Source organism: Acidovorax sp. LjRoot38, from assembly GCF_964252975.1.
Lineage (GTDB): Bacteria > Pseudomonadota > Gammaproteobacteria > Burkholderiales > Burkholderiaceae_C > Acidovorax > Acidovorax facilis.
In genome coordinates, this window is the sequence record NZ_CAXUPT020000007.1 from 168,065 (window position 1) to 192,110 (window position 24,046).

Consider the following 24,046-nt stretch of genomic DNA (forward strand, 5'->3'; position numbering starts at 1 on the left):
ACCATGCACCGCATGTTGAACCGAAGAACCCTGGTGGTGAGTGCCTTGGCGTTCCCGCTGAGCACGTGGGCTGCCACCTGGCCCACACGGCCGTTGCGCATCGTCCTGCCGTTCGCAGCCGGAGGCAGCTCTGACCTGGTGGCACGCCTGCTGGCCGACAAGCTGGGCCAGGCCCTGGGCAGCCCAGTGGTGGTGGAGTCGCGTGCAGGGGCCAACGGCATCATTGCATCGGAGGCTGTAGCGCGAAGCACAGACGGGCACTCCCTGTTGTGGATCAGCGCAGCCCACGCCATCAACGCCAGCCTTTACCCCCGGCTGCCTTACGACAGCCAGCGCGACTTTGCCCCTGTGGCCCTGGTGGCCAGCCCCGGGCCCATGGTGATTGCGGTGCCTGCGGCCCTGCCGGTGCGCAGCTTGTCGGACCTGATCGCACTGGCCCGGCGGCAGCCCGGGCAGGTCAGCTACGCATCGGCCGGTATCGGCAACGTGCTGCATCTGGCGGGCGAGATGCTGGCGCAGCAGGCCGGAGTGCAGCTGCTGCATGTGCCTTACAAAGGCGCTGCGCCCGCCCTCAACGACCTGGCGGCTGGGCAAGTCAATCTGATGTTCAACAGCGCCCTGGCCGTGGCCCCCATGGTCAAGGACGGGCGCGTCCGCCTGCTGGCGCAGACCGGCGCACAGCGCTCGCCTGCCTTGCCCGCCGATCTGCCCACGGTGGCCGAGACGCTGGGCCTGACGGGCTTTCAGGTGACAGGCTGGTTTGGCTTGTTGGCGCCTGCCGCCATACCGGCCGACGTTGTGGGCCGGCTCAACGCGGAATGCGTTCGCATCCTGGCCCTGCCCGAGCTGCGCGAAAAACTGGCCTTGCTGGGCAGTGCTGATACACCCACCCAAAGCGCGCGCGAATTTGGCGCATTTCTGGCAGCAGAGACAGACCGTTATGCCCGCGTCATCCGGGCGGCGGGGCTGCGTCTTGAAACACCTTCTTCCTAATTCTTCCTGATGGGACTGGCGATGCGATTTGCAACTTTGAAAGACGGCAGCCTGGACGGCAGCCTGGTACTGGTTTCTTCCAACGGCCTGCGGGCCGTCGATGCCGCTCCGATAGCGGCCAGCTTGCTGGCCGCTGTGCAGAACTGGGATGCTGTGGAGCCCGCCCTGCGCGAGCGCGCTGCTGCGCTGGAGGCTGGCACTGCCACCGGCATCTTTGCGTTCGATCCCGCCGCATGCTGCGCTCCCTTGCCGCGCAGCCCGCAGTGGCTCGATGCATCGGCGTTCCTCAACCATGGCCGCTTGATGGAGCGGGCGTTCAACACGCCGCCCATCCCGCACTTTGACACCATCCCCGTGATGTACCAGGGCGCTAGCGACGATTTTCTGGGCCCTTGCGACGATGTGCCCTTGCCCAGTGAGGCCGACGGCATCGATTTCGAAGGCGAGTTCGGCGTCGTCTGTGGCCCCGTGCCCATGGGCGTGACGGCCGAAGCGGCATTGAACTGCGTGCGCTTGGTCGTCCAGATCAACGACTGGAGCCTGCGCGCGCTGGGCCCGCACGAAATGAAGACGGGCTTTGGCTTCCTGCAAGCCAAGCCGTCTACCAGCTTTGCCCCTTTGGCCGTGACGCCGGATGAATTGGGCGACGCTTGGCAGGGTGGGCGGGTGCATCTGCGATTGCATGTGGACTCCAACGGCAAGTGGTTTGGCCACCCCCATGGCGGAGAAATGAATTTCAGTTTCGGCCAGCTCATTGCCCACGCGGCTCGCACACGGCGGCTCACGGCCGGCACCATCATCGGTTCGGGCACGGTGTCCAACCAGGCGCGCGATGCAGGCTCTGCCTGCCTGGCCGAGCGGCGCGTGATCGAGATACTGGACGAAGGTGCGGCCAAAACGCCGTTCATGCGCTACGGTGACCGCGTGCGCATGCAGGCACGCTGGCCCGATGGCCGCGATGGCCGCGATGGCCGCGATGGGCCTTTTGGCGTGGTGCATCAGCGCGTGGTGGCTGTGGGCTCGGAGGTGCGCTGATGCATGTGCTTGTCACCGGTGCCGGCGGGTTCATTGGCGCCGCCCTGGCCGAGCGGTTGCAGTCCGTGCCGTTGGTGCCCGGTCTGCCCCTGCGCTTGACGCTGGTGGACCGAGCCGGGCCCGCTGCCCCTTGCGCACCGGCCGTGCACTGGCATATCGGCGGCTTTGCAGACCGCGCACTGTTCGAAGCCTTGGAGGACCACCCGCCCGACTGCGTATTCCACCTGGCCAGTGTCCCGGGATCGCTGGCCGAGCGTGAACCTGGGCTGGGTGTGCAGGCCAATCTGCTGGATACCGTGGCCTTGTGCGAGGGGCTTGCGCGCCCGGTGCGCGAAGGCCGGGCGCGTGCCCCACGGCTGGTGTTTGCCAGTTCGGTGGCGGTGTACGGTGCGCTGGGCACCCAAGCGGTGGATGAGCGCCAGGGGCCGCAGCCCACCCTCAGCTATGGGGTGCACAAGTGGATGACGGAACTGCTGGTGGCCGACTATGGACGGCGCGGCGACATTGATGGCTGCAGCATCCGGCTGCCTGGCATCGTGGCGCGGCCACCCGCAGAAACGGGCCATGGCTCCGCGTTCATGAGCCAGATCTTCCATGCCCTGCGGGCGCGGCAGATGTACACCTGCCCCGTGTCGGCACAGGCCACCGCCTGGTGGATGTCGCTCCAGTGCTGTCTGGACAACCTGGTGCATGCCGCGCGCTTGCCCACGCGGGGCATGCCGACCGCGCGGTGCTGGCAGCCGCCGGTATTGCAGTCATCGGTGGGTGATGTGGTGCAAGCCATCGCGCACGCCCAGGGTCTCGATCCCAAGGACTGGATCCGGTACGCACCCGACGCGCGCACCGAAGCACTGTTCGGGTGTTTACCAGCCTTGCGGACGCCTCAGTCAGAGGCTGCCGGTTTCCGGCATGACGGCTCGCTGGAGTCTCTGGTTACGCGGGTGCTGGGGGGGCTGCACAGCCCTGGGATGGTGGAGTAGGGGAGACAGAAAAAGGCGCGTCATGGGGTGTGCTGTGGAGTGGGCGCCGGACTGGTGGGCGGTGCCAGCTCCTCCCTGCACGCCGTGTGACGCGCCCACAGCCTCGGCGCATCTGGCGTGCAGGTGTGTGCAAGGCACTTCCCGCGGCCTTTCCTGCAGCTTTGTACGTGCCTACCCGCGAAGGCGCTGCACCGCCCGCCCGGGAGCTATGTGTTCACACCGTTTCCACCGCAAAGCTCAGGCCCGCATTCGCCTGCAGCCGCGCGATCAGCTTGTCGCCCAGCGCAGGCGCCGTGGTCCAGATGCCGCCCGGGGTCGCCGTGGCATCCTGCAGCAGGCACACGGCGGCCTCGGTGATCATCTTGGACGTGGAGCCATAACCCGGGTCGCGGTCACCCTTCACGCCCACGCGCAAACTGTTGCCCGCATCGTCGGTGCCCAGGAACAGCACGTCGTAGAACCCGTTCTCACGTTCTTCGCGCGAAGGGCCTTCGCCGGGCTTGGGGCCTTTGTCCGAGCCCAGCGACTTGTCGCCCGCCACCGCGTTGGCGATGGCCTCGCCCTTTTCGCCAGGGCCGGTGATGAGCATTTCGTCGTAGACAAAGTCGGTGCCATAGGCGTGCTGCAACAGGAAGTTGGAGCGGTGCACGTTGCGCGTGTTAATGGCGGCCATTACAAACGGGGCCACCCAGATTCCATCGCCCAGCGCCTCGTCCACCATGGGTTTGTGGCCGGTTGGCTGGCGCGGCCCTTCAAACCCGGGCGTGAGAGAGAACGGGTTCTTCAGCAAATCCAGCACCGCAGGGTTGGTGGCAGCCGCGGCCATGGTGGCCTTGAGGCTGGCGGCCGTGCCCCCAGAGAAGGTGCCCTTCATCTTGCGCACCCGGCCGCGCACGCGCGGTGCGGGGTGGCCGAAGCGCTGGGCAAATTCCTTTTGCAGCAGGAACACGCCCAGGTCAAACGGGATCGAGTCGAACCCACACGAGAACACGATGCGCGCGCCGCTGGCCTTGGCCGCAGCTTCGTGCGCGTCGATCATCTGGCGCATCCAGGCGGGCTCGCCGCACAGGTCCACATAGTCCACACCAGCCTTCGCGCAGGCGGCCACCAGTTCGTTGCCATAGAGCTGGTAGGGGCCTACCGTGGTCAGCACCAGGCGCGTGGAATCCATCAGCGCTTGCAGGCTGGCGGGGTTGCTGGTGTCGGTCACGACCAGCGGAGTGTCGGCCGGTGCGCCCACTTCGTCGCGCACGGCGGCGAGTTTGTCGGCATTGCGCCCGCCCATGGCCCAGCGCAGGCCGCTGCCAGCGGGGTAGCGCTGGAGCAGGTATTCGACCACCAGGCGGCCGGTGAAGCCGGTAGCGCCGTGGACGACGAGGTCAAAGGGTTTGGTCATGGTGTGGGTCTCCGTCCATCAAAAAAGCAAGCACGCGCAGCGGTCAGGGGCTGCCACGCCGGGGGGGCTGCCATTGTCTTTGGCGGGGCCTGCAGGCTCTGTCGCGCAGGTGCGTTGCAGGGGCTGCGTAGGGCGAGAACAACGGACTTCGGCTATTTTTTCGAGAAAAAGTACCGCCAAACGATACCGGGTAGCCTGCGGGTAGCCACTGTTACGGTTCAATGCAGACACGCAAGTTACGTCTGGGCACCATTCGCTCCGTGTTCAACCAACGTCCCCCCGGGGCACCACTGCAATGTCTTCTTCTCCCATCGTTGTTCAGCGTGACACCAAGGCCTGGCAGTTGCAGGTGTGGGTCTCGTTCGGCATCGCGGTTTTTCTGTGTGCCGTGGGCCTGGCATGGCTGCCTGGCGAGCAACTGGAGCAGGCCTTCATGGTGATGGGCTACGTGTTCTGCCTCTCGGCCGCGTTTGTGTTGGCCAAGTTTGTGCGGGACAACGAAAGCGCTTCGCGCCGTGGCGGTGGCGACACCCCTATGTGGAAGCTGGTGGTGTGGGGCGGCTTTGCGGTGGCCATGGGCCTCACGGGTTGGGGCCTGATGAGCATGGACATCAATGGGACTTACAAGGCGTTCCTGGGCGTCAGTTGGCTGTACCTGATCACCACCGCCTTCACGCTGGCCAAGATGCTGCGCGATCGCCACGAAGCCGATCTGATGGAAGCCCGCCTGCAAGGCCGCCGCGAAGCTGCCCAGGCAGCCGCCCAGAACCACAGCGCGAACTGATCGCAACCGGTATGCGCAGGCGGCAATCAGCCGCCGTTGTGGATGAATTTCTTTCTGGTCTTTCGACCCGGTCTGTTCCGTACCTTGGGTGTGTGGGCGGGCCGTACCTTGAGGAGTGAATGATGATGAATGCCAAGTTTTCTTCGTGGGGCTTTGCTGCCCGCCTGCCCCGCGCCCTGCTGGCCGTCAGTTTGGTGTGTGCGACCCTGGTGGTTGCCGCCCCAGCCCGGGCGCAAAGCGAGGCTTCTGCCGCGCTGTCGCTGCTGCCCGTGGCCTCGGTGGTGGGCACGGCGTCTGTTGCATCGGCCGCCGCAGGTGCGGTGGTGACGGTGCCAGCCGCGTTGTCGGTGGGTGGCGCGGTGCTGACGGTGCGGGCGGTGGAGGCCTCGGCCGTGGGCACGGTGTACCTGCTGGAGCGAGCCTCGGACGGCGCCCAGGTGAGCGTGGAAGTGGTCGGCCGTGGCGTGGCGGGCTCGGCCTATGCGGTGGGCACGGTGGTGACCTGCAGCGTGATCGGCTCGGGCGTGATCCTGTCGGCGGCGGGCGAGGCCATTGCCTTTGTACCCAACGCCATCGGCCGTGCGCTGCTGCACAACGAGCGTCTTTGAGGAGCGGCACGATGGTGAAAGCCCTGAACCTTGGCCGCAGCCCCGCCCAGCGCATCCCTGCCGTCGTGGGCATGGTGTTCCTCGCCGGTGCCGCGCTGCTGGCTACCACCCCGGCCCAGGCCGGGCGCTCGTGCGAATCGCGCAAGCCCGTGCCCCCGCAGGTGATCGAGCGCGGCATGAAACTGGCCGAGCAGACCTCGGCCGCGCTCGACGCCGAGCACGCCAGGTCGGGTGCACAGGTGGTGGCGCTGGCCCGTGCGGGGCAGGACCTGAGCAAATACGGCCTGCGCTACTCGCACATGGGCTGGGCCTACAAGACGGCCGAAGGCCCCTGGCGCGTGGAGCACAAGCTCAACGAATGTGGCACGGCCCTGGGGCACCTGTACCGCCAGGGCCTGGGGGAATTCTTCCTGGACGACCTGTGGCGCTACGAAGCCGTCTACGCTGTGCCCACGCCCGAGGTGCAGCAGCGCCTGCTGGCCGTGCTGCTGGACAAGGGCCGCACCAAGACGCTGCAGCACCCACCCTACAGCATGGTCAGCTACGCGTGGGGCCGCAAATACCAGCAGTCCAACCAGTGGGCGCTGGAGACCCTGGCGATGGCCATGGAGCCCGCCACCGTGCGCTCGCGCGACCAGGCGCAGGCCTGGCTGCAGTTCAAGGGCTACGAGCCCACCGCGCTCAAGCTCGGGCCGCTCACGCGCATGGGCGGGCGGGTCGGCTCGGCCAACATTGCGTTTGACGACCACCCTAACGAAAAGCGGTTTTCGGACCGCATCGAAACCGTCACCGTCGACTCGGTGCTGGCCTGGCTGCAGCGCGCGCAACTGGCGGCACCGCCAGCGGTGCTGGCGGTAAAAAATTGAATAAAAATGGCCTCTGGCGCATGCTTGGTAAGCGCTGGAAGCTATCGATTGCATAGCATTTCCAGAGAGGAACGATCATGAGCAAATCACTGCGGCTGTCTGAAAAATGGTTTCGCCGTGGCCTGTGGCTGGTGGCGCTGGTGTTTGCCAGCTTCCTCATCGGGCTGGGCGGCACCATCGTGGGCGATCTGCCCAAAGTCGAGACCCCGCTGCGGGTGGACGACTTTCTGGATAAAGCCGCAGCCGACAAGCTGCGCGCCGAGGTCAAAGCAGCGCGCCAGGCCGAGCAGGATGCGCAGACCGCGCTGGAGCAGGCCCAGCTGCAGCGCAGCAAGGTGCGCAGCGAGGTGCAGGCCGAGAGGGACAGCTTCAACAACTGGCTGTCCACCCGCAGCGCCACGCAGCGCGCCGATCAGGACCCCGAGGTGCTGGCGCGCACCCAGGCGCTGGACGTGCTCAAGCTCGCCGAACGCAAGACCCAGCAGGCGGTGGAGGCGCAGCAGCAGGCTGCGCTCGATGCCCGCCAGACCGCAGCCGCCCGGCAGGAGCAGTTGAACCGCATGGAGTCCGACGGCTACGTGAAGCTCAATGCCGAGCGCCGCAAGGTCGAGCTGCGGGTGTTCCTCTATCGCCTGGCCCTCACGCTGCCGTTGCTGGCGGTTGCGGGCTGGCTGTTCGTCAGGCAGCGCAAGAGCACCTACTGGCCGTTTGTGTGGGGCTTCATCTTCTTTGGGCTGTTTGCCTTCTTTGTGGAGCTGGTGCCTTATCTGCCCAGCTACGGCGGCTATGTGCGCTACGTGGTGGGCATTGCCGTGACGGCCGTGGTGGGGCGCTACGCCATCCTGGCGCTCAACCGCTACCTGGAGCGCCAGAAGCTGGCCGAAACCCTGCCCGACCAAGAGCGCCGCAAGGAGCTGAGCTACGACGTCGCCCTGGCCCGCCTGGCCAAAAGCGTGTGCCCTGGCTGCGAGCGGCCGGTGGACCTGAAAAACGAGAAGATCGACTTTTGCCCGCATTGCGGCATTGGGCTGTTCGACCATTGCGGCCACTGCAGTACCCGCAAGAGCGCTTTTGCACGCTTTTGCCATGCCTGCGGCACGGGGGCGGGGGTGAAATTGGCGAGCGAAGACTGACGCAGGTGAATCGGTCGTGTCCCTGGGCCCTGCCGCCCTGTGCGGCGCGTTGGGCCCCCTGCGCGCCTGCGATGTTCACATCCGTTCTATCGGAAGCGCGACTGACTGGCCAGAATCGTCGGCATGCATTCCCACCATTGGCCCCACCAAAGTTTCACCGCTCCCTTCACGATCACCGGCCGCTCCGCGCTGGTGCGTCCGCCACCCTGGCACTACGCGGGCTGGTTGCTCAACGTGGCCTTTCGGTTCGACGCACTAGCGGCTGTGCCTCTGGTTCCTGATGCTGTTGGCAGGCCGATGGGCACAGGGTGTGTGCACTTTGCCGACTGGCAGGCCTGTACAGACGGCCATGAATTGTTTGATCCAGTGCTGTCGCAGTACCGAGAAACCATTGTGGTGCTGGAGATTGAACGGCCTGACGGGAGCCGCTGCATGTACTGTCCTGCCATCTGGGTTGACCAGGATATCTCCATGGTGCGGGGGCTGCTGCAGGGGTGGCCCAAGAAGATGGGCAGCACCTGGCTGACGCGCAGCTTGCCGCTGGACCACCCCGCAGCGGCACCTTTGCGCAGGGGGAGCAAACTGGGCGCCAGCCTTGCGGTGAAAGACCGCCGCCTGTTTGAGGCGCATGCGGAGTTCACCGGCCAGCCAGGACGACCGCTGGGATTTCTGACGCAAGCGACCATTGGTGCCGTGGGCTGGGCCGATCTGCGGCAGCCTGAACAGTTTCCCGAGTTGGCGCTTGTCAAGCCAGACATCGTGGCGCGCACGGGGGGCTGCTGGCATGAAGTCTCTGCCTGCCTTCGCATGGCTTCGCACCCAGGAGAGGACATTGGCCTGCTGGGCGACTTGGTGGTTGAGGACGCCAGTGCGGGCTGGTTGGGGCTCACCGTGGCGGGAGCGCGCGATGCCTGACGCGTTGTCTGCCCCTGCCGATCCGGCCAAGGTGGCCATAGTGCTGGCGGCGGATCTGGCGCCCGGGCCTGCTGCCAACATTGCGGCGTGCATTGCCGCAGGCTTGGCAGCCTCGCGCCCGGACTGGGCTGGCCGGGCACTGGTCGATGCATCTGGATGGAGATCTGTGTCGTCCTCACATGTGCCCATCACCATCCTGAAGGCGCCAGTCACTGCGATGAATGCGCTGCTCAGGCGCCTGACCGAAGGGACAGCGCAGGACAATGGCCGTATTTCACTATTTCCAGCCTATGCGCATGCCATCCACGAAAGCAGCGAATACTGGCACCGCCATGGTCTGGTGTCGCACGCTGAAGAGGCTATGCTCGGTGTCGGTTTGGTCGGCGCAAAGCGTTGGGTGAGCAGCATGACTGGGAGCCTGCCGCTATGGCGTTGAATCGATCTGAAGTGCGACGTCTGCACCTGTCCGATCTTGCGCAGGTGCACCATCAGCAGCCTGAACAGGAGTGGGTGCCACACTGGCATGAAGAGTGGTCTTTCGGCGCTGTGCTGGAGGGTCAATGCTGCTGCAGCGTTGCCGGACGTCCGTTTGTCGCGCGTGCCGGTGATTTGATTGTGATACGGCCAGGTGTCGTTCACGTGGGGGCGCTGACCGATCCTGCGCACACAGGTGCCGTGCACCTGGTCATGTTGTATGTTCCGCCCCCCTATTTGGCACAGTGGGGTCTCGCAGGGCCTGATCGCAGCGGCGCAATACGCGCCCCTGGGCTTGCTGGTGCAGCCGCGCGGATGGCCTGCGCAAACGATGTGCGAGCCTGGCTGGACAGCGCAGTGCCCCTTCTTGCCGATGCGCTACCGCTGGACCGAAGCGCTGCTGATCCCATCCCCACCAAGGCGGTACGTATGCTCATCGAGGGGGTGCGGTCTGCCGTCCTGGGTGGCGAACAGACGGTCTCTGGGTTGGCGAGGCACTGCGCTGTCAGCCGGGAGCGTGTGCATCGGGTGCTCAGGCAGTGGCTGGGCATGGCGCCCCGGGAGTACTTGCGTGCCGTCCGCCTGCTCCGTGCAAAACAACTGGTCATGAACGGCGAGCCGGTGGCCTCTGTGGCGGCGGAATGTGGGTTCTCTGACCAGGCGCACTTCACGCGCTGGTTCCGGCGCACATTCGGCTACACGCCCGGTGACTTGGTGCGTGCGATGTCCCGTGACGCGGAGCGCGACCAGGCTGCTTCCATAAAGTAGACACAGCACTCTTGTCTTGATCGCAGTGGGCGTTGGCAGCACCGATGCCTTGGCATCGACGCTGCGTTTGTTTTCATCCCACCATCACCCGGTTGCGGCCCTCTGCCTTCGCGCGGTACAACGCTGCGTCGGCCGCCAGCAGCAGGGTGTCCATGTCGGCGTCCGAGCCCATGGTGGCGCTGTGCACCAGGCCAATGCTGACGGTGGCGCGTTGGGGGCCGTCCTCTACTGGGTCAAGCGCCTGATGCTCCACGGCGCTGCGCACGCGCTCGGCAATGGCCTGGGCCTCGGTGGGGGACACTCCGGGCAGCACGGCAGCAAACTCCTCGCCACCCATGCGGCCCAGGGCGTCGTGGGGGCGCAGCGCGCGCGCCATGGTCTGGGCAATGCTGACCAGCAGCCGGTCGCCCGCGCCATGCCCGTGTTGGTCGTTGACCTGCTTGAAATGGTCCACGTCCACCATCATCACCGCCAGCCCGGTGGACTCGCGCTGGTAGCGTACCAGCAGGCGGTCGCCTTGTTTGAGCAGCGCGCGCCGCGCAAGCACACCGGTCAGGTCGTCGTGGCGCACGGCGTGGTCCAGGCGGCGCAGGGCCTCTGCGCGCGCCGCGCTGGCGCAGGCCACGGCCAGCGGCCCCAGTGCCAGCAGCGTGACGCCCACACGCAGCGAGAACACGTCGCTGGCATGGGCAGGTGTGAAGTTGAGCACGCCGGTGGCCACGCCGGCCATGGTCCACAGGCACACCACCAGCGACAGCAGGCTAGAGACAAACGGGCTGTAGCTGAGCGCGCACCACAGCAGCCCTGGCACCACAAAGGCCAGCATGCCGGGCCCCCCGATCACGGTGCGCACGCCTTCGGCCAGCAGCAGCGAGCTGACGGGTGCCACACGCCAGATCAGGGGCACCTCCTGCGTTGCGGGCGGCGGGTCGTCGGCGCGCGGCGCGGCCAGCACCACCGGCACGATGAGCATGTAGTTCATGAGTTCGGTGCTGAACCACAGGGACAGCAGGTCGGTCCACGGGCTGTTGAAGTAGACCGGCGCGGCGCCGCAGCCAGCCAGTGCCCCCACGGCACTGGCTGCCAGCGCAGCCAGCAGCAGGTAGAGGGCAGAGATGGTGCGTTGCAGGCGCCGGATGCGTTCGTCCAGCCGACGCAACACCAGCCAGCCCGCGGTGGCGCCCAGCAGGTTGGCGCCGTTGAGCCACAGGGCCATGGACCAGGAGCTGCCCGTCACCAGGTCTGCCGCCACATAGCCCACGGCGGCAGCTACCCAGGCTGGCGGGCGCGCCAGCCTGGGATAACGCACCAGCAGGCCCAGCAGCAGCGCATTGGCGGGCCAGAAGACCGACAGAAAACCGATGGGCCGCGCAAAGATGCCCACCAGGCAGGCGGCGAAGATCAGCACGGACAAACCCAGCCAGGCCAGGGGCGGCGAAAGCGGGCGGTGGAGCAAAAAAGGGCGGTACATGGGGACAGCAGTTGATGGGCGGGGAGCGGCGCGCGCGTCAGTGCCGATTGTCCCCGGGCCGGGTGCGCGGGAGACTCCGCAGCGTTGGCTGGGGAAACAATTGTTGATGATTGCCTGTGAGATCGTTGCCAGCTCTCAGGTGTTGCCCAGCAGCAGCGCCACCAGCTCCCCCGTGCTGCTGGCCCCCAGTTTGCGCATGAGCCGCGCGCGGTGGGCGTCCACCGTGCGGTGGCTGATGTCCAGGTAGCGCCCGATCTGCTTGCTGGTGGCGCCGGTGACGATGTGTTGGGCGATTTCGCGCTCGCGCAGGGTCAGCGGCGTGCTCACGGGGCGGCGGTGCGAGATGTCCTCGAACATCCACACCGCCCGTGCAAACGGGTCCGACCGGTCCAGTGCCCGGCCCACCACGTGGCACCAGAACAGCGAGCCATCGCGCCGTCGCATGATGCGCTCATCCGCATAACTTCCCGACGCCTTCATCGCCTGCAGGCCCAGGTGGCCCGTGTGGGTGAACTCTTCGAACGAAGGGTACAGCGGCGCCAGCGGCTGGCCCAGCAGCTCGGCCTGCTGGTGGCCGAACATGTGGGCAAAGGCGTCGTTGCAGATCTCGATGCTGCGCTCGCGCGTCACGCACATGCCCACCGGGGCCAGGTTAAAGGCCAGCTCCAGCGCTTCGTTCAGGGCGGCATAGGGCGGTGCGGGCATGGGGTGGGATTCTGCCGCAGGTCAGCGGCGCGGCTCGGGTGAGAAGGACCGGTTTCAGGCAGTGCGCTCGTGCGTTGTCACCACGCGGTTGCGGCCCGCGCGCTTGGCGTCGTAGAGCGCCCGGTCGGCCGCAGCCAGCCAGTCGGCCCAGGTTCCGCCGGCGGAGGTCACGCAGGCCAGTCCAATGCTCACGGTGATGGGGATGTCCTCGCCCAGCTCGGACAGCCGGATCTGCTGCACGGCCCCGCACAGGCGCTGGGCGATGGCGCTTGCAGCACTGGCGCTGGCGTCCGGCAGGTAGACCAGGAACTCTTCACCGCCCATGCGGGCCAGCAGGTCCGAATCGCGCAGCTGGTGGCGAAGTGCGTCGGCCGTGGCGACCAGCACGCGGTCGCCCGCCGCATGGCCGAAGCGGTCATTGATGTGCTTGAAGTGGTCCAGGTCGAGCTGCGCGATGGCGCTGCCCACGGGCAGCCGCGCGGGCAGCATGGACATGGCCCAGCGGCGGTTGCCCACGCCCGTGAGCGTGTCGGTCTGCGCCACTTTTTCCAGGCGCACTTCGGCGCGCTCGTTGGAGAGGGACGAGACCATGAGCGCAACGCCAAAGTGGCAGAACATCTGCACGGAGAATGCCAGCGCAAAACCCTGTGGGCTGGCGGTGTGCGTGGCGATGTACAACAGCTGCAGGGCAAAGGTGCCCGCGCTGGCCAGGAGCAGCCCGGCCAGCAGGGGACGCGATGGCAGGGATTCGGTGCGGCGGTCGTGCCACACCTCCCAGGCTGCCGCGGTCAGTGACACTGCGGCGGTCAGGTGGAAGGCGCCTGCGCGCAGCAGGTTGTCCAGCGGAAACTGCGTGACCAGGCCCAGCACCAGCCAGCCTCCGGGAACCAGTATCAGCACCGCAGGCAGGACGCGCCTGCGGCCGCTCAGTGCCCGTGCACCTGCCCAGAAGAGGGTGTACCCCAGTGCCCCGAGCAGCAGGCTGGTGTGGGTCCAGAACCAGAGCGGCAGCATGGAATATTCACCCTGGCCTGCCAGTTCGGCACCCACGGCCAGCAGCAGGTAGGCGGCTGCCAGGGGCTTGAGCCCTTGCGGGCGGCACGAATGGCGGCTGACATGAAAGATGCTCAGCGCCCCCGCCACCAGCGCGGTCTTGTAGAGCAGGAGGATGGTCGGGAGGTCAAGCTGCATACCCATGTCGCAATGCGGTGGCGGTGGGGGATGACGTTGGGGAGGGCTTTGGCGGGAGCGCATATCTTGGCAGCAAAACAGCGGCGGGCGCTACCCTGGCGCTCCCCAACATTACCTGGCGCGAAGCCTGTGCCAGCGCAGCCGCCATTGCCGCCGCACCACCCGCGCCACACGCCAGGCCCACGAGGCGCGGGCGCGCTCCAGCACCGCGTGCTTGAGGCGCATCCAGTGGGCATAGGTCCAGGCAAACCAGTGCAGCTGCATCAGGGCGGGCTGGGTCAGGCTGAACAGCCGCGCCACCACGGCGGTGCCCACTACCTTGGCCAGCACGATCACCAGCATGCCCAGTACCACGTGCCCCCGGCCCACCGCCCACAGGGCCAGCAGCTTGACGGGCAGCAGCAGTGCCGTGGGCAGCAGAAACACCGCTACCGCCGCCCAGGGGGGCAGGGCGCGCACGCAGCCTTCAATCCAGCGCAGGCCGGGCCAGCGGCCGATGCGCGCCAGCAGGCGCTGCAGCGGCTCCCAACCCCATTCCTCGAACAGGATCAGCAGCGCCAGCAGCCCGCTGCCCAGGCCGGTCAGCATGCGGGCGGGCCAGCGCAGCAGGTGGTGCAGGAGTTTTTGGATGATTTTGGCCTCTGGCGCTTATCTATCAAGCGCTAATAGCTATCATTTTTATAGCTATTGGCTGTGCTTATACGCCCCGTGCGCGCTCGGTCTTGAAGCGTGCACGGAATTCGGCGAACGTGCCCGCGTCCAGCGACTCGCGCACCTCGCGCATCAGGTTCAGGTAGTAGTGCAGGTTGTGCACGGTGGTGAGCATGGGGCCCAGCATCTCGCCGCAGCGGTCCAGGTGATGCAGGTAGGCGCGGCTGAAGCCCTCGCGCCCGCCATCGTCCCACGACACGCCCGAACTGCCCGCGCAAGCGTAGCAGGTGCAGCTGGTGTCCATCGGCCGGTGGTCGGCCTTGTGGCGTGCGTTGCGGATCTTCAGGTCGCCAAAACGCGTGAACATCGTGCCGTTGCGTGCGTTGCGGGTGGGCATCACGCAGTCGAACATGTCCACGCCGTCGGCCACGCCCTGCACCAGGTCCTCGGGCGTGCCCACGCCCATCAGGTAGCGCGGCTTGTGCGCGGGCAGGCGGTGCGGCGTGTGGGCCATGATGTCCAGCATCTCGTCCTTGGGCTCGCCCACGCTCACGCCGCCCACGGCGTAGCCGGGGAAGTCCATCTCGACCAGGCGCTCCAGCGACTCCTGGCGCAGGTTCTTGAACATGCCGCCCTGCACGATGCCGAAGAGCGCGTTGGGGTTCTGCAGCCGCTCGAATTCATCGCGCGAGCGCTTGGCCCAGCGCAGGCTCATTTCCATGCTCTTGCGCGCCTCTGCCTCGGTGGTCTTGTGGCCCTTGGTTTCGTAGGGCGTGCACTCATCGAGCTGCATCACGATGTCGGAGTTGAGCGTGGTCTGGATCTGCATGCTCACCTCGGGCGACATGAAGAGCTTGTCGCCGTTCACGGGGCTGGCAAAGGTCACGCCTTCTTCGGTGATCTTGCGCATGGCGCCCAGGCTCCAGACCTGGAAGCCGCCCGAGTCGGTGAGGATGGGCTTGTCCCACTTCTCAAAGCCGTGCAGGCCGCCAAAGCTCTGCATCACGTCGAGGCCCGGGCGCATCCACAGGTGGAAGGTGTTGCCCAAAATGATCTGCGCGCCCATGTCGTGCAGGCTGCGGGGCATCACGCCCTTGACGGTGCCATAGGTGCCCACGGGCATGAAGATGGGGGTCTGCACCACGCCATGGTTGAGCGTGAGCGTGCCACGGCGTGCGTGGCTGGTGGGGTCGGTTTTGAGGAGGTCGAACTGCAGCATGATGGGCGGCATTGTCCCAGACAGGCTACCCTGACCTCGCTCAAGGTTATGGACGGGTTTTCGACGAGGCCGTGGCTACACTGGACCACGGTACTACAAGGAGAACACCATGCTCAAAATCCTCATCGCCGTGGACGGCTCCGAACTCTCCCTGGATGGCGTGCACCACGCACTGGCGCTGGTGGGCCAGGGGCTCCAGGCCACCATGGTGCTGGCCAATGTGCAGGAGCCCGCCACGCTGTACGAACTGGTGACCACGCGCGACCCCGACCTGATCGCCGCCGCCAGCCTGGAGGCGGGTGACCATCTCATGGCGTCGGCGCGCGCGCTGCTCGACGCGGCCGGGGTGGCCTATGAAACCGATGTGGGTGTGGGCGATGTGGCGCACACGCTGGTGGACATGATCGAGCGCTCGGGCTGCGACATGGTCATCATCGGCGCCAAGGGCCAGGGCGCCATCACCAGTGCGCTGCTGGGTTCGGTGTCGCAGGAGGTGGCGCATGCCAGCCCGGTGCCGGTGACCATCGTCAAACACGCCGAGGTGCTGGAGAACACAGACAGCGACGTGGCCGAGGACCCGGAGGCCTGAGCGCTCCCAGAAAAGAAAAGGGCCGCTGTGTGCGGCCCTGATCGGGATCTTTGAGGAAGCTCGCCTGGTTTCACGCTGCCTTGCGAAACGGCTCCGCAGGGCGCTGCAGCTTGCCGTGGGGCAAGGTGGCCAGGCGCGAGAACATGCGGCGCACATAGCCGCGCACCCACAGGCATTTGTTGAGTTCGTCCACCGGCAGTGGGCCCGACACCACCACGATGTCGTTGGCCATGTCCTGCGCCCCAGCAGCGCGCAGGCGGCGGCGCGTGTTGTTGGCCCAGGACTGGATGCGCGTGGGGCTGCCATGCTGGTGTACCTCGCCCGTGTGCGCATCGAACGCAATGGCCACCGTGTCGGTCTTGAGCTTGAACCTGCGCTCACCCGTGACGGCACTGGGCGCCTCGCGCATGTCGTAGAGGTAGTAGCTGCCTGCCTTGAGCTGGTATTGCATGTCCATGGGTGTGTTCCTCTTTGTCGGCATTGTCGAGGGCGCACGGTGCGGGCAATGGCAGGTAAAACGGTGGGAAAGGGGCTCTTTTTGAACGCCTCTCACAGATGGCCACGCCGGTTTCTGTGCGCGTGCCATTGTGGCGGCCTGTCGGCGCCGTCACACAAAACTTGAGGACGATGTCGTAACGAGTTGTGAACAATCCAGCGCGGAGTTCGCTGCGCTTTGCCTTGTGCGCAGCCTGTGAGACTGGCGCAGCCCCAGGCGCGGGCAGCCGAGCAAGGGCCGCCCTGCAGCGAGGGCTGCGTCCCCCTTCCCGAATGGCGCAGCCATTCGAGAGAAGGGGGACGGTGCGCAGCGCCTCAGGGGGATGGACTCTAGAAGTCCACCAGACTCAACCCCACGCTGAATACGGTCCGCTTGCGGTTGTAGTCGATCATGCTGTCGCCGTAGCCGCTGAACAGCTGCGTGTGCAGGCGCAGGTTGCTCTTGTTGCCAAACAGGCCCGTGCCCACGGTCTGCAGCCATTCCAGGCGGACCGAGCCCCGGTCGCTGCTCGACAACGAGTGGCGCAGCGTGGCGCCCACCGTGTTCTCCTTGTTGACGTTCCAGAATGCCGACAGCTCACCCCGCCCGATGTAGTCACTGATGCCGGGGTTGTCGTCGCTGCCCGAGCTTTCGGGGATGCGCTTCCAGATGCGCGCGTTCACGCTGACGCTGTTGCCCAGCTCCATGCCCGTCATCAGGTAGGCGCGATTCCAGCTGCGCGACAGGGGCTTGCTCTGGCCGTTGGACTGGTGCACCAGTCCGATGCCGCTGTAGCGCCACTTCCAGCCAAACGGCAGTTGTGCCGTGGTGGGGTAGACATACATGACCTCGGGCTCGTGGTCGGTGGCGCGGAAGGGGCGCGAGATCTCGGGGGTGAACAGCTGCCAGTACGACTGCTGGGAGTAGCCGAACCACACCGAGTCCTTGAGCGTGGGATGTCCCTGGGTCAGCAGCCCTTGCGCAACCTTGGTACGCACCGACAGCTGGATGCGGTTCTCGGTGCGGCGGTAGGGCGTGGACTCGGTGGCCGAATGGTCGGCTGCATCCGACGTGGGCTGGCGGTTCACATTGCTTGACGCCACCACCGACACGGTGATGGGCCGGTAGCCCCGGAAGCTGAAGGTGCCGCAGTCGCTGCCCGACTCCAGTTCCCAGAAGCGCGAGAGGTCGCTGTACTGCGGATCGCGGCAGCCCTCGGTGCGGGCCACGTCAATCACACGGGTGGCGGGTAGCGTGGTGTCCACCGGGGGCGGCACGTCTGTCGAGGCCGACGCCGTGGCGCCAGGCGCGTTCCAGCCTTGCTGGTCGGTGGCCCACTGGTCAAAGCAGGCCAGGCGCGCCTGATTGTCACTGGACAGGGCGGCGCAGCGGCGCCAAGCAGCGTCGCCGCTCGGGGTGGCCGAGCCGCCAGCAGGCGGGGTCTGCGCCAGCGCGGCGCCGGCAGGCGCCAGCGCAGCGGCCACCAGCAGGGCCAGCGTGCCACGCCGGTGGCCGCCGCTGCGGCGAGGTGAGGCTGGCGCGGCCGTCATTGCCAGCCCACCTGCTTGCGCAGCACAAAAGGAGCCGAGGGGGCCGAAGGGGTGGGGTTGGCGTTGTTCCATGTTCCGCGTATTTCCTTGCCGCAACTTCCATCGACCACCTGGCCTGTCCAGGTGGCGCTGATGTTCGTGCCATTGATCGATTCTTCCAGCGTCAGGTCGCCGCCATCGACGTCTCCACTGACCTGCGCCGTGGCGCCATTTCTCTGCACGGTGCCACGCACGCTCTGTGCCAGCTCGGGATGCGGGCCCAGTTGCAGTGTGGCGGTGGCGCCAGGTGCATCCGGGGATGCGCCCTGCAGTTGGGCCAGCCAGCGCCCTTGCAGGTGCTGGTGGTCGATGTCTGCCGCCGACGGGCATGCTGCCGTGGATTTTGGGTCATTCTGGCTACTGGCGCTTGTAGGATAAGCGCTGATAGCTATCAAAACAAAAGCAACTGCCAACAGCGGCGTGTGTCGGTGGGTGTCGGGCGCCATGGGTGGAGTGCGTTGTGGTGGGTGCCGTGGCTGCGGTGGGGCGCTCATTCCGGGGTGGCGGCTGCGGCTGCAGTGGCTGCGGTGGTGGCCTGGGCCTTGGCCGCAAATTCGGCGCGCAATGCCTTGAGCTTCTCGCGCGGGTCTTCGCGGGCGGTGGTCTTGTCCAGGCCCATTTCGGCGATGAAGCGGCTGGGCTGCGCGGCCACCATCTCGCGGCCCTTCTTGCGCCGCTTGGTCCAGCTCACGGCCAGGGTGCGCTGGGCGCGGGTGATGCCCACGTACATCAGGCGGCGCTCTTCCTGCAGGCGCTGCAGCGTGTCGTCGCTCACCTTCTGCTGTCGGCCTTCGTCGTCGTCGAGCTTGAAGGGCAGCATGCCCTCGGTCACGCCCACCAGCACCACGTGGGGCCACTCCAGCCCCTTGCTGGCGTGCAGGGTCGAGAGCGTGACCATGTCCTGCTCCTGCTCGCGCTCGCTGATGGTGGACAGCAGCGCAATGGTCTGCGACACCTCCAGCAGGCTCTTGGTCTCCTTGGCCACCACGGCACCGGCCGTATCGTCGATCTGCCCGCCCGCGCGCTGGGCCATCCAGTCGCAGAACTCCATCACGTTGCTCCAGCGGGCGGCCGCCACTTTTTCGCTGTCTTCGTTGTCGTACAGGTGCTGCTCGTAGCCAATTTCCTTGAGCCATTCGTTCAGAAAGGCGCGGGCCTCTTCGGCGCCATGGGTGCGGCGGGCGCTGTACTCCAGGTAATTGATGTAGCGGCCAAATTCGTGCAGGCCGTCCATGGCACGCTTGGGCACCGCCGCTGGCAGCATGCCGTTGAACAGCGCGCCGAACATGCTCTGCTTGTGCTGCGTGGCAAACGCGCCCAGAGCCGCCAGCGTGGTGTGGCCGATGCCGCGCTTGGGCGTGGTGATGGCGCGCAGAAACGCCGGGTCGTCGTCGTTGTTGATCCAGAGGCGAAACCAGGCGCACAGGTCCTTGATTTCGGCGCGGTCGAAAAAGCTGGTGCCGCCCGACACCTTGTACGGAATATTGGCCTTGCGCAGCGCCTTCTCGAACGGCTTGGCCTGGTGATTGGCGCGGTACAGGATGGCAAAACTCTTCCAGTCCGGTGGCGGGTTGCTGGCCGCACGCAGGCTCTGGATGCGGGCCACGGCGCGCTCGGCTTCGTGTTCTTCGCTGTCGGCGTCCACCACCCGCACGGGCTCGCCTTCGCCCAGTTCGCTGAACAGGGTTTTGGGGAACAGCTTCGGGTTGGGCCCGATCACGTTGTTGGCCGCACGCAGGATGGCGCTGGTGGAGCGGTAGTTCTGCTCCAGCTTGATGACCTTGAGGTGGGGGTAGTCCACCGGCAACTTCTTGAGGTTGTCCAGCGTCGCGCCGCGCCAGCCGTAGATGGACTGGTCGTCGTCGCCCACGGCGGTGAAGTGCCCCTTTTCGCCCACCAGCAGCTTGAGCAGCTCGTACTGCGTGGCATTGGTGTCCTGGTACTCGTCCACCAGCACATGGCCCAGGGCAGCCTGCCACTTGGCTCGCACCTCCGGGAAGTCGCGCAGCAGCCGCAGCGGCATGCCGATCAGGTCGTCAAAGTCCACGCTCTGGTAGGCCGCCAGGCGCTCTTCGTAGCGGGCCATCAGCGTGGCGATGATGCGTTCGTTGTCGTCCGCCGCCTGGGCCAGCGCCTGCTCGGAGGTCAGGCCCATATTCTTCCACTTGCTGATGACCCACTGCCACTGGCGCGCGGTGGCCATGTCGGTGGTGCCGCCCGAGGCTTCCTTCAGGATGCCCGTTACGTCATCGGCGTCGAGGATGCTGAACTGGGGTTTGAGGCCCAGCACATGGCCGTCCTCGCGCACCATGCGCACGCCCAGGGCATGGAAGGTGCACACCAGCACATCCTTGGCGCGCCGGCCGATCAGGCCCTTGGCGCGCTCGCGCATTTCGGCGGCAGCCTTGTTCGTGAAGGTGATGGCCGCAATGCGCTTGGGGTCCATGCCCTTTTCGATCATGTGGGCGATCTTCATGGTGATCACCCGCGTCTTGCCCGAGCCCGCCCCGGCCAGCACGAGGCAAGCCCCGTCGGTGTAGTGGACAGCCTGGAGCTGGGCGAGATTGAGACCGGCAGACATGGGAGGGAGGGCAGCAGAGCAGCGGGGAGCGGGACAGGGAGGGCGGGTGTGGGCGGCGCATGCCCAGGGGCTGATGGTGGCGCGGCCGGGTCAGGCCGCGCAAGGGCGCAATGATACCGGCGCGGTCCGGCAGCCTGTCTAGCCCGTGCCCAGTCGGGGTGGACCGCGTGTGCCGGGCGGGCGGCTGACAGGCCCCTGACGGGTGGGCGCCACTAGCACCTGGCGGGCCGGACGCTCCGGGAAACCCCGCTAGGGGCTTTGTTTTCACAATTTGATACTCGCAGGCCAGTGCATCTCTTGCCGGGATGCTGGTGTAGAGAACCGAGCCCCGCCATGAACCCCACTGACCAGCCCTCCACCGCTCAGACCGCCGCATCGGGCATCCCGGACGCACGCCGCCGCTGTGTGCACCTTCGCGCATGGAGCGCTGTGGTGGCATCCGGTGTATTGGCCTGCACGGCCCTGCTGCCGGCACAGGCCCAGATCGGCAGCACCGTGCCTGTGCGCGTGGGGGTCGTGGGGCCGTTCACCGGGCCATCGGCCGATTTTGGCGTGCCCATGCTCAACGGCATCAAGCTGGCGGTGGACGAAATCAATGCCGTGGGCGGCTATCTGGGCCGCCCGCTGGAACTGGTCGTCAAGGACGACACGGCCGACCCCGACCAGGGGCGTAAGGTGTCGCAAGAGCTTCTCAATGAAAAAGTGGTCGCCACCATCGGCTTTTGCAACACCGGCGTGGCGCTCAAGGCCATCGACCTGTTCCAGGGCGCCTCTAGCCCCCTCATCGTGCCCTGCGCCACGGGCACTGCCGTGACGGCCAAATACCCCGCGCCCGACAGCTACATCTTCCGCGTGCAGGCGCGCGACGCGATCCAGGCGCCCTTCCTGGTGGACGACATCGTCAAGCGCGGCTGGGACAAGGTCGCCATCTTTGCCGACAAGACCGGCTATGGCGAAGGCGGCTACAACGACGTGGTGGCCGCGCTGGCGGCCAAAAACCTCAAGCCCGTGCATGTGGCGCGTTTTGACCTGGGGGTGAAGGACCTCACGGCCGAGCTGACCGCCGCGCGCAACGCGGGCGCCAACGTGGTCTACAGCTACACCGTGGGTCCGGAAAACGCCACCATCGCCAACGGCAAGAAGGCCCTGGGCTGGAAGGTGCCGCAGGTGGGGCCGTGGCCACTGTCCTTCCCCTTCTTCCTCGAAGGCGCCAAGGACGCGGCCGAGGGCGCGCTCATGGTGCAGACCTTCATCGCCGAGCCCAGCAACGAGCGCCGTGCATCGTTCCTGTCGAGCTACACCCGCAAGTACCATGGCAAGGTGGCCGTGCCCATGGCAGCGGCCAACGCCTACGACGCCACTTACCTGCTGATGTATTCCTTCCTCGGCATCCGCGACGGCAACCTCACCGGCAAAGCCATCAAGGAGTCGCTGGAGGGCAAGATGAAGACCTACTACGGCGTGGTCACCACCTACGACAAGCCCTTCAGCGTGCAGGACAAGGACGCGATCACGCGCAACATGCTGGTCATGGGCATGGTCAAGAACGGCGCCATCACCTTTGCCTACCCCGAAGACGCCAAGCGCAACCTGATCATCCAGCGCAAGCAGTGAAGTGGATGCGCCTTCAACCGCAACGCTGGCTGGAGATCCTTGCCGTGCATTCGCCATGGGTGATGGCCCCCACCTGACTTTGCGCTGACCACACCGGGCGCCGCAGACCCCGGCCGCAGGCGCAGCAAGGACAATGGGACCGTGCTCTCCGTCCTTCTCATCACCTTCCCCTTCTTTGCGCTGGTGCTCTGCGGCTATCTCGCCGCCCGGCGCGGAGTGCTTCCCCAGCCGGCCATCCCGGGGCTCAACGCCTTCGTGCTGTACTTTGCACTGCCCTGCATGCTGTACCGCTTTGGCGCGAGCACACCCATCGCCCAGCTGCTGGACCCGGCCGTGGCGGGCGTGTATGTGCTCTGTGCGCTGGTGATGGTGGGCGCCACGGTGGCGCTCACGCGCAAGGCGCACATCGGCTGGAACGACGCAGCCTTTGGCGCGCTGGTGGCCGCTTTTCCCAACACCGGCTTCATGGGCGTGCCGCTGCTGGTCGCGCTGCTGGGGGCGCAAAGCGCGGGCCCTGCCATCGTCACCATCGTGGTGGACATGGTCATCACCAGCTCGCTGTGTATTGCGCTCTCGCGCCTGGATGGTGCGGGCACCCACGGCGTGGGGGTGGCGCTGAAGAACGCCTTCAAGGGCATGGCGACCAATCCCATGCCCTGGTCGATCGCGCTGGGCGCACTGGCCTCGGCCCTGCAGTTCAAGCTGCCCGGCCCGGTCGACAAGACCATCGCCATGCTGGCCGACGCGGCCTCGCCTGTGGCGCTGTTCACCATTGGCGCCGTGCTGGCGCGTTCGCAGATGAACCAGCACGAGCAGGTGCCCGCGCGCGATTATGTGCCGGTGGCGCTGGCCAAGCTCCTGGTGCACCCGCTGCTGGTGTGGGGCGTGGGCACGGCGGGCATGGCGATGGGGGTGCCGCTCACGCCTTTTGCGCTGACGGTGCTGGTGCTGCTGGCCGCGCTGCCCAGCGCCAGCAACGTCTCGCTGCTGGCCGAAAAGTTCGGCGCCAACAATGGGCGTGTGGCGCGGATCATTCTGGTGTCCACGGCGCTGGCGTTTCTGAGCTTTTCAGCAGCGGTGGCGTTGCTGACCTGATTGCTATATTTATGATAGCTATTGGCGCTTTTCCATAAAGCGCTGGCGGCCCAAAATGCTTGAATTTTTGGCGCTGCCTTCTACCCGCGCCGCGTTCCCGGGCCGCGCCGCATCCAGGCGCCGGTCGCCAGCAGCCCCAGGCAAAGCACCACCAGCGCCCAGGGCGAGTTGACGGGGATGTTGCTGGAGGCCACTTCTTCGAGCACCAGGTCGTCGTGGTAGCCCGCCGCGTCGAAGGTGAAGAAGCTGCCGGTTTTGAGTGCGATGGTCACCTGGCTGGAGGTCGCCGTAAAGGTGCCGTCAAAGGGCTCCCACTGGAACTGGAAGACGCCGTTGAGCGCGAGGTTCGACACGTCGCGCCGGGCAATCAGCGTATCCAGCGGGCCGGGCGCCGCGTCGATGGTGGCTGCGCCCACGGCGCCGTCGTAGGCCACCACTTCCCACCAGGTGGCGTTGCCGCCGGCATTGCCCGTGACGCCCCCCGACCAGGCGCCGCGCAGCCGGTACACCCGCCCGGGCGTGACCGCCACGGTCTGGAACAGGCCCCCGTGTGCATTGCCCGCGCCACTGCCTTTTTTCTGCGCGTGGGACGTTCCGGCGCCTCCGAACGGGCACTGGGTGGGCACCCAGATATCGCAGTCGTTGCTGTGTATCCAGGTGCCGTCCCAGAAGCCCGGCGGCGCCGTCCAGGTACTCCAGCCAGCCAGGCCGGCCTCGAAGTTGCCGTTGGTGAGCAGGTTCTGGGCACGCACGGCGGTTCCCCCCGCCAGGAGGAGCAGCAAGATCAGGGCACGAACAATGGCTGTCATTGGAAGGGCTTTCTGACTATGGAGGGACAAAGCGGGAGCACGGGGCATCGGGCACGCACTGACCCCAGGGCTATCGAGCCCGTGCAGCACAGTTGGCCCGAGGTG

At 66.5% G+C, this 24,046-nt stretch carries 24 protein-coding genes and 1 pseudogene; 14 read left to right on the forward strand and 11 right to left on the reverse strand.

The window, feature by feature from the left end:
* Positions 1–3 precede the first annotated feature (3 nt).
* From ACSQ22_RS14925 to ACSQ22_RS14935, 3 genes are read left to right on the forward strand one after another with little or no spacing between them, the layout of a single operon-like run.
* Positions 4–993, forward strand: a complete 990-nt coding sequence (locus tag ACSQ22_RS14925) for a tripartite tricarboxylate transporter substrate binding protein (RefSeq protein WP_436130765.1) — start codon at positions 4–6, stop codon at positions 991–993.
* Positions 994–1,014: 21 nt separating this feature from the next.
* On the forward strand, positions 1,015–2,028 hold the full coding sequence (locus ACSQ22_RS14930) for a fumarylacetoacetate hydrolase family protein (RefSeq protein ID WP_436130766.1): 1,014 nt from the start codon (positions 1,015–1,017) through the stop codon (positions 2,026–2,028).
* Positions 2,028–3,008, forward strand: coding sequence for an NAD-dependent epimerase/dehydratase family protein (locus ACSQ22_RS14935; RefSeq protein ID WP_436130767.1), 981 nt, complete (start codon positions 2,028–2,030; stop codon positions 3,006–3,008). Before ACSQ22_RS14930 ends, ACSQ22_RS14935 begins: the two co-directional genes overlap by 1 nt.
* A gap of 214 nt (positions 3,009–3,222) precedes the next feature.
* Here the strand turns inward: ACSQ22_RS14935 and ACSQ22_RS14940 are convergent, their stop codons facing one another.
* Positions 3,223–4,404 carry a saccharopine dehydrogenase family protein gene (locus tag ACSQ22_RS14940; RefSeq protein ID WP_436130768.1) on the reverse strand — a complete coding sequence of 394 codons (1,182 nt, stop codon included), beginning with the start codon at positions 4,402–4,404 and terminating at the stop codon, positions 3,223–3,225.
* A 295-nt stretch (positions 4,405–4,699) separates the two neighbouring features.
* Here ACSQ22_RS14940 and ACSQ22_RS14945 point away from each other — a divergent pair, with 295 nt between their 5' ends.
* The 8 genes and pseudogenes from ACSQ22_RS14945 (at position 4,700) to ACSQ22_RS14980 (ending at position 9,952) form a co-directional block, all read left to right on the forward strand.
* The gene (locus tag ACSQ22_RS14945; protein ID WP_116748108.1) at positions 4,700–5,188 is read left to right on the forward strand and encodes a YiaA/YiaB family inner membrane protein; all 489 of its coding nucleotides are present in this window, start codon (positions 4,700–4,702) and stop codon (positions 5,186–5,188) included.
* Between the two features lie 122 nt (positions 5,189–5,310).
* A complete protein-coding gene (locus ACSQ22_RS14950) occupies positions 5,311–5,796 on the forward strand; it encodes a hypothetical protein (RefSeq protein WP_436130769.1) in 486 nt (161 codons plus the stop codon).
* Positions 5,797–5,867: 71 nt separating this feature from the next.
* Positions 5,868–6,662: a DUF2145 domain-containing protein gene (locus tag ACSQ22_RS14955; protein WP_436130834.1), complete on the forward strand. Its 795-nt coding sequence runs from the start codon at positions 5,868–5,870 to the stop codon at positions 6,660–6,662.
* Between the two features lie 77 nt (positions 6,663–6,739).
* Positions 6,740–7,795, forward strand: a complete 1,056-nt coding sequence (locus ACSQ22_RS14960; protein ID WP_436130770.1) for a serine endopeptidase — start codon at positions 6,740–6,742, stop codon at positions 7,793–7,795.
* 123 nt (positions 7,796–7,918) lie between these two features.
* Entirely contained in the window at positions 7,919–8,710 is a 792-nt protein-coding gene (locus ACSQ22_RS14965) for an acetoacetate decarboxylase family protein (protein WP_436130771.1), read from the forward strand.
* Complete coding sequence (locus tag ACSQ22_RS14970; protein WP_436130772.1) at positions 8,703–9,146, forward strand: DUF2000 family protein; 444 nt, start codon at positions 8,703–8,705, stop codon at positions 9,144–9,146. Before ACSQ22_RS14965 ends, ACSQ22_RS14970 begins: the two co-directional genes overlap by 8 nt.
* A pseudogene (locus ACSQ22_RS14975) lies at positions 9,137–9,460 on the forward strand (AraC family ligand binding domain-containing protein); the annotation flags it as partial. The gene ACSQ22_RS14970 and the pseudogene ACSQ22_RS14975, both read left to right, overlap by 10 nt.
* A 39-nt stretch (positions 9,461–9,499) precedes the next feature.
* Positions 9,500–9,952 (forward strand): helix-turn-helix transcriptional regulator, encoded by a 453-nt coding sequence (locus ACSQ22_RS14980; RefSeq protein WP_436130835.1) that lies wholly within the window; start codon positions 9,500–9,502, stop codon positions 9,950–9,952.
* Positions 9,953–10,025: 73 nt separating this feature from the next.
* Here the strand turns inward: ACSQ22_RS14980 and ACSQ22_RS14985 are convergent, their stop codons facing one another.
* The 5 genes from ACSQ22_RS14985 to tgt all read right to left on the reverse strand — a co-directional run bounded on the left by ACSQ22_RS14985 (position 10,026) and on the right by tgt (position 15,189).
* Positions 10,026–11,423, reverse strand: a complete 1,398-nt coding sequence (locus ACSQ22_RS14985) for a sensor domain-containing diguanylate cyclase (RefSeq protein WP_436130773.1) — start codon at positions 11,421–11,423, stop codon at positions 10,026–10,028.
* Positions 11,424–11,558: 135 nt separating this feature from the next.
* Positions 11,559–12,128: a LuxR C-terminal-related transcriptional regulator gene (locus ACSQ22_RS14990; RefSeq protein WP_436130774.1), complete on the reverse strand. Its 570-nt coding sequence runs from the start codon at positions 12,126–12,128 to the stop codon at positions 11,559–11,561.
* Between the two features lie 54 nt (positions 12,129–12,182).
* The gene (locus ACSQ22_RS14995; protein WP_436130775.1) at positions 12,183–13,319 is read right to left on the reverse strand and encodes a diguanylate cyclase; all 1,137 of its coding nucleotides are present in this window, start codon (positions 13,317–13,319) and stop codon (positions 12,183–12,185) included.
* Positions 13,320–13,430: 111 nt separating this feature from the next.
* Positions 13,431–13,907: a hypothetical protein gene (locus ACSQ22_RS15000; protein WP_228899054.1), complete on the reverse strand. Its 477-nt coding sequence runs from the start codon at positions 13,905–13,907 to the stop codon at positions 13,431–13,433.
* A 109-nt stretch (positions 13,908–14,016) separates the two neighbouring features.
* Positions 14,017–15,189, reverse strand: a complete 1,173-nt coding sequence (tgt, locus tag ACSQ22_RS15005) for a tRNA guanosine(34) transglycosylase Tgt (protein ID WP_436130776.1) — start codon at positions 15,187–15,189, stop codon at positions 14,017–14,019.
* Between the two features lie 109 nt (positions 15,190–15,298).
* Here tgt and ACSQ22_RS15010 point away from each other — a divergent pair, with 109 nt between their 5' ends.
* Positions 15,299–15,778, forward strand: a complete 480-nt coding sequence (locus ACSQ22_RS15010) for a universal stress protein (protein ID WP_436130777.1) — start codon at positions 15,299–15,301, stop codon at positions 15,776–15,778.
* A gap of 70 nt (positions 15,779–15,848) precedes the next feature.
* On the opposite strand, the gene ACSQ22_RS15015 is transcribed toward ACSQ22_RS15010, so the two are convergent.
* The 4 genes from ACSQ22_RS15015 to ACSQ22_RS15030 all read right to left on the reverse strand — a co-directional run bounded on the left by ACSQ22_RS15015 (position 15,849) and on the right by ACSQ22_RS15030 (position 20,423).
* A complete protein-coding gene (locus ACSQ22_RS15015; RefSeq protein ID WP_055392926.1) occupies positions 15,849–16,235 on the reverse strand; it encodes a hypothetical protein in 387 nt (128 codons plus the stop codon).
* Positions 16,236–16,603: 368 nt separating this feature from the next.
* Positions 16,604–17,803: a phospholipase A gene (locus ACSQ22_RS15020; RefSeq protein ID WP_121421353.1), complete on the reverse strand. Its 1,200-nt coding sequence runs from the start codon at positions 17,801–17,803 to the stop codon at positions 16,604–16,606.
* The gene (locus ACSQ22_RS15025) at positions 17,800–18,288 is read right to left on the reverse strand and encodes a hypothetical protein (RefSeq protein ID WP_436130778.1); all 489 of its coding nucleotides are present in this window, start codon (positions 18,286–18,288) and stop codon (positions 17,800–17,802) included. Before ACSQ22_RS15025 ends, ACSQ22_RS15020 begins: the two co-directional genes overlap by 4 nt.
* Positions 18,289–18,332: 44 nt before the next feature.
* Positions 18,333–20,423 (reverse strand): ATP-dependent helicase, encoded by a 2,091-nt coding sequence (locus ACSQ22_RS15030; protein WP_121508396.1) that lies wholly within the window; start codon positions 20,421–20,423, stop codon positions 18,333–18,335.
* A gap of 333 nt (positions 20,424–20,756) precedes the next feature.
* Between ACSQ22_RS15030 and ACSQ22_RS15035 the strand changes: the two genes are divergently transcribed.
* Entirely contained in the window at positions 20,757–22,037 is a 1,281-nt protein-coding gene (locus tag ACSQ22_RS15035) for an ABC transporter substrate-binding protein (RefSeq protein WP_436130779.1), read from the forward strand.
* 141 nt (positions 22,038–22,178) lie between these two features.
* Entirely contained in the window at positions 22,179–23,132 is a 954-nt protein-coding gene (locus ACSQ22_RS15040; protein ID WP_121508398.1) for an AEC family transporter, read from the forward strand.
* Positions 23,133–23,212: 80 nt separating this feature from the next.
* Here the strand turns inward: ACSQ22_RS15040 and ACSQ22_RS15045 are convergent, their stop codons facing one another.
* The gene (locus tag ACSQ22_RS15045) at positions 23,213–23,941 is read right to left on the reverse strand and encodes a hypothetical protein (protein ID WP_218301530.1); all 729 of its coding nucleotides are present in this window, start codon (positions 23,939–23,941) and stop codon (positions 23,213–23,215) included.
* Between the last annotated feature and the right edge of the window lie 105 nt (positions 23,942–24,046).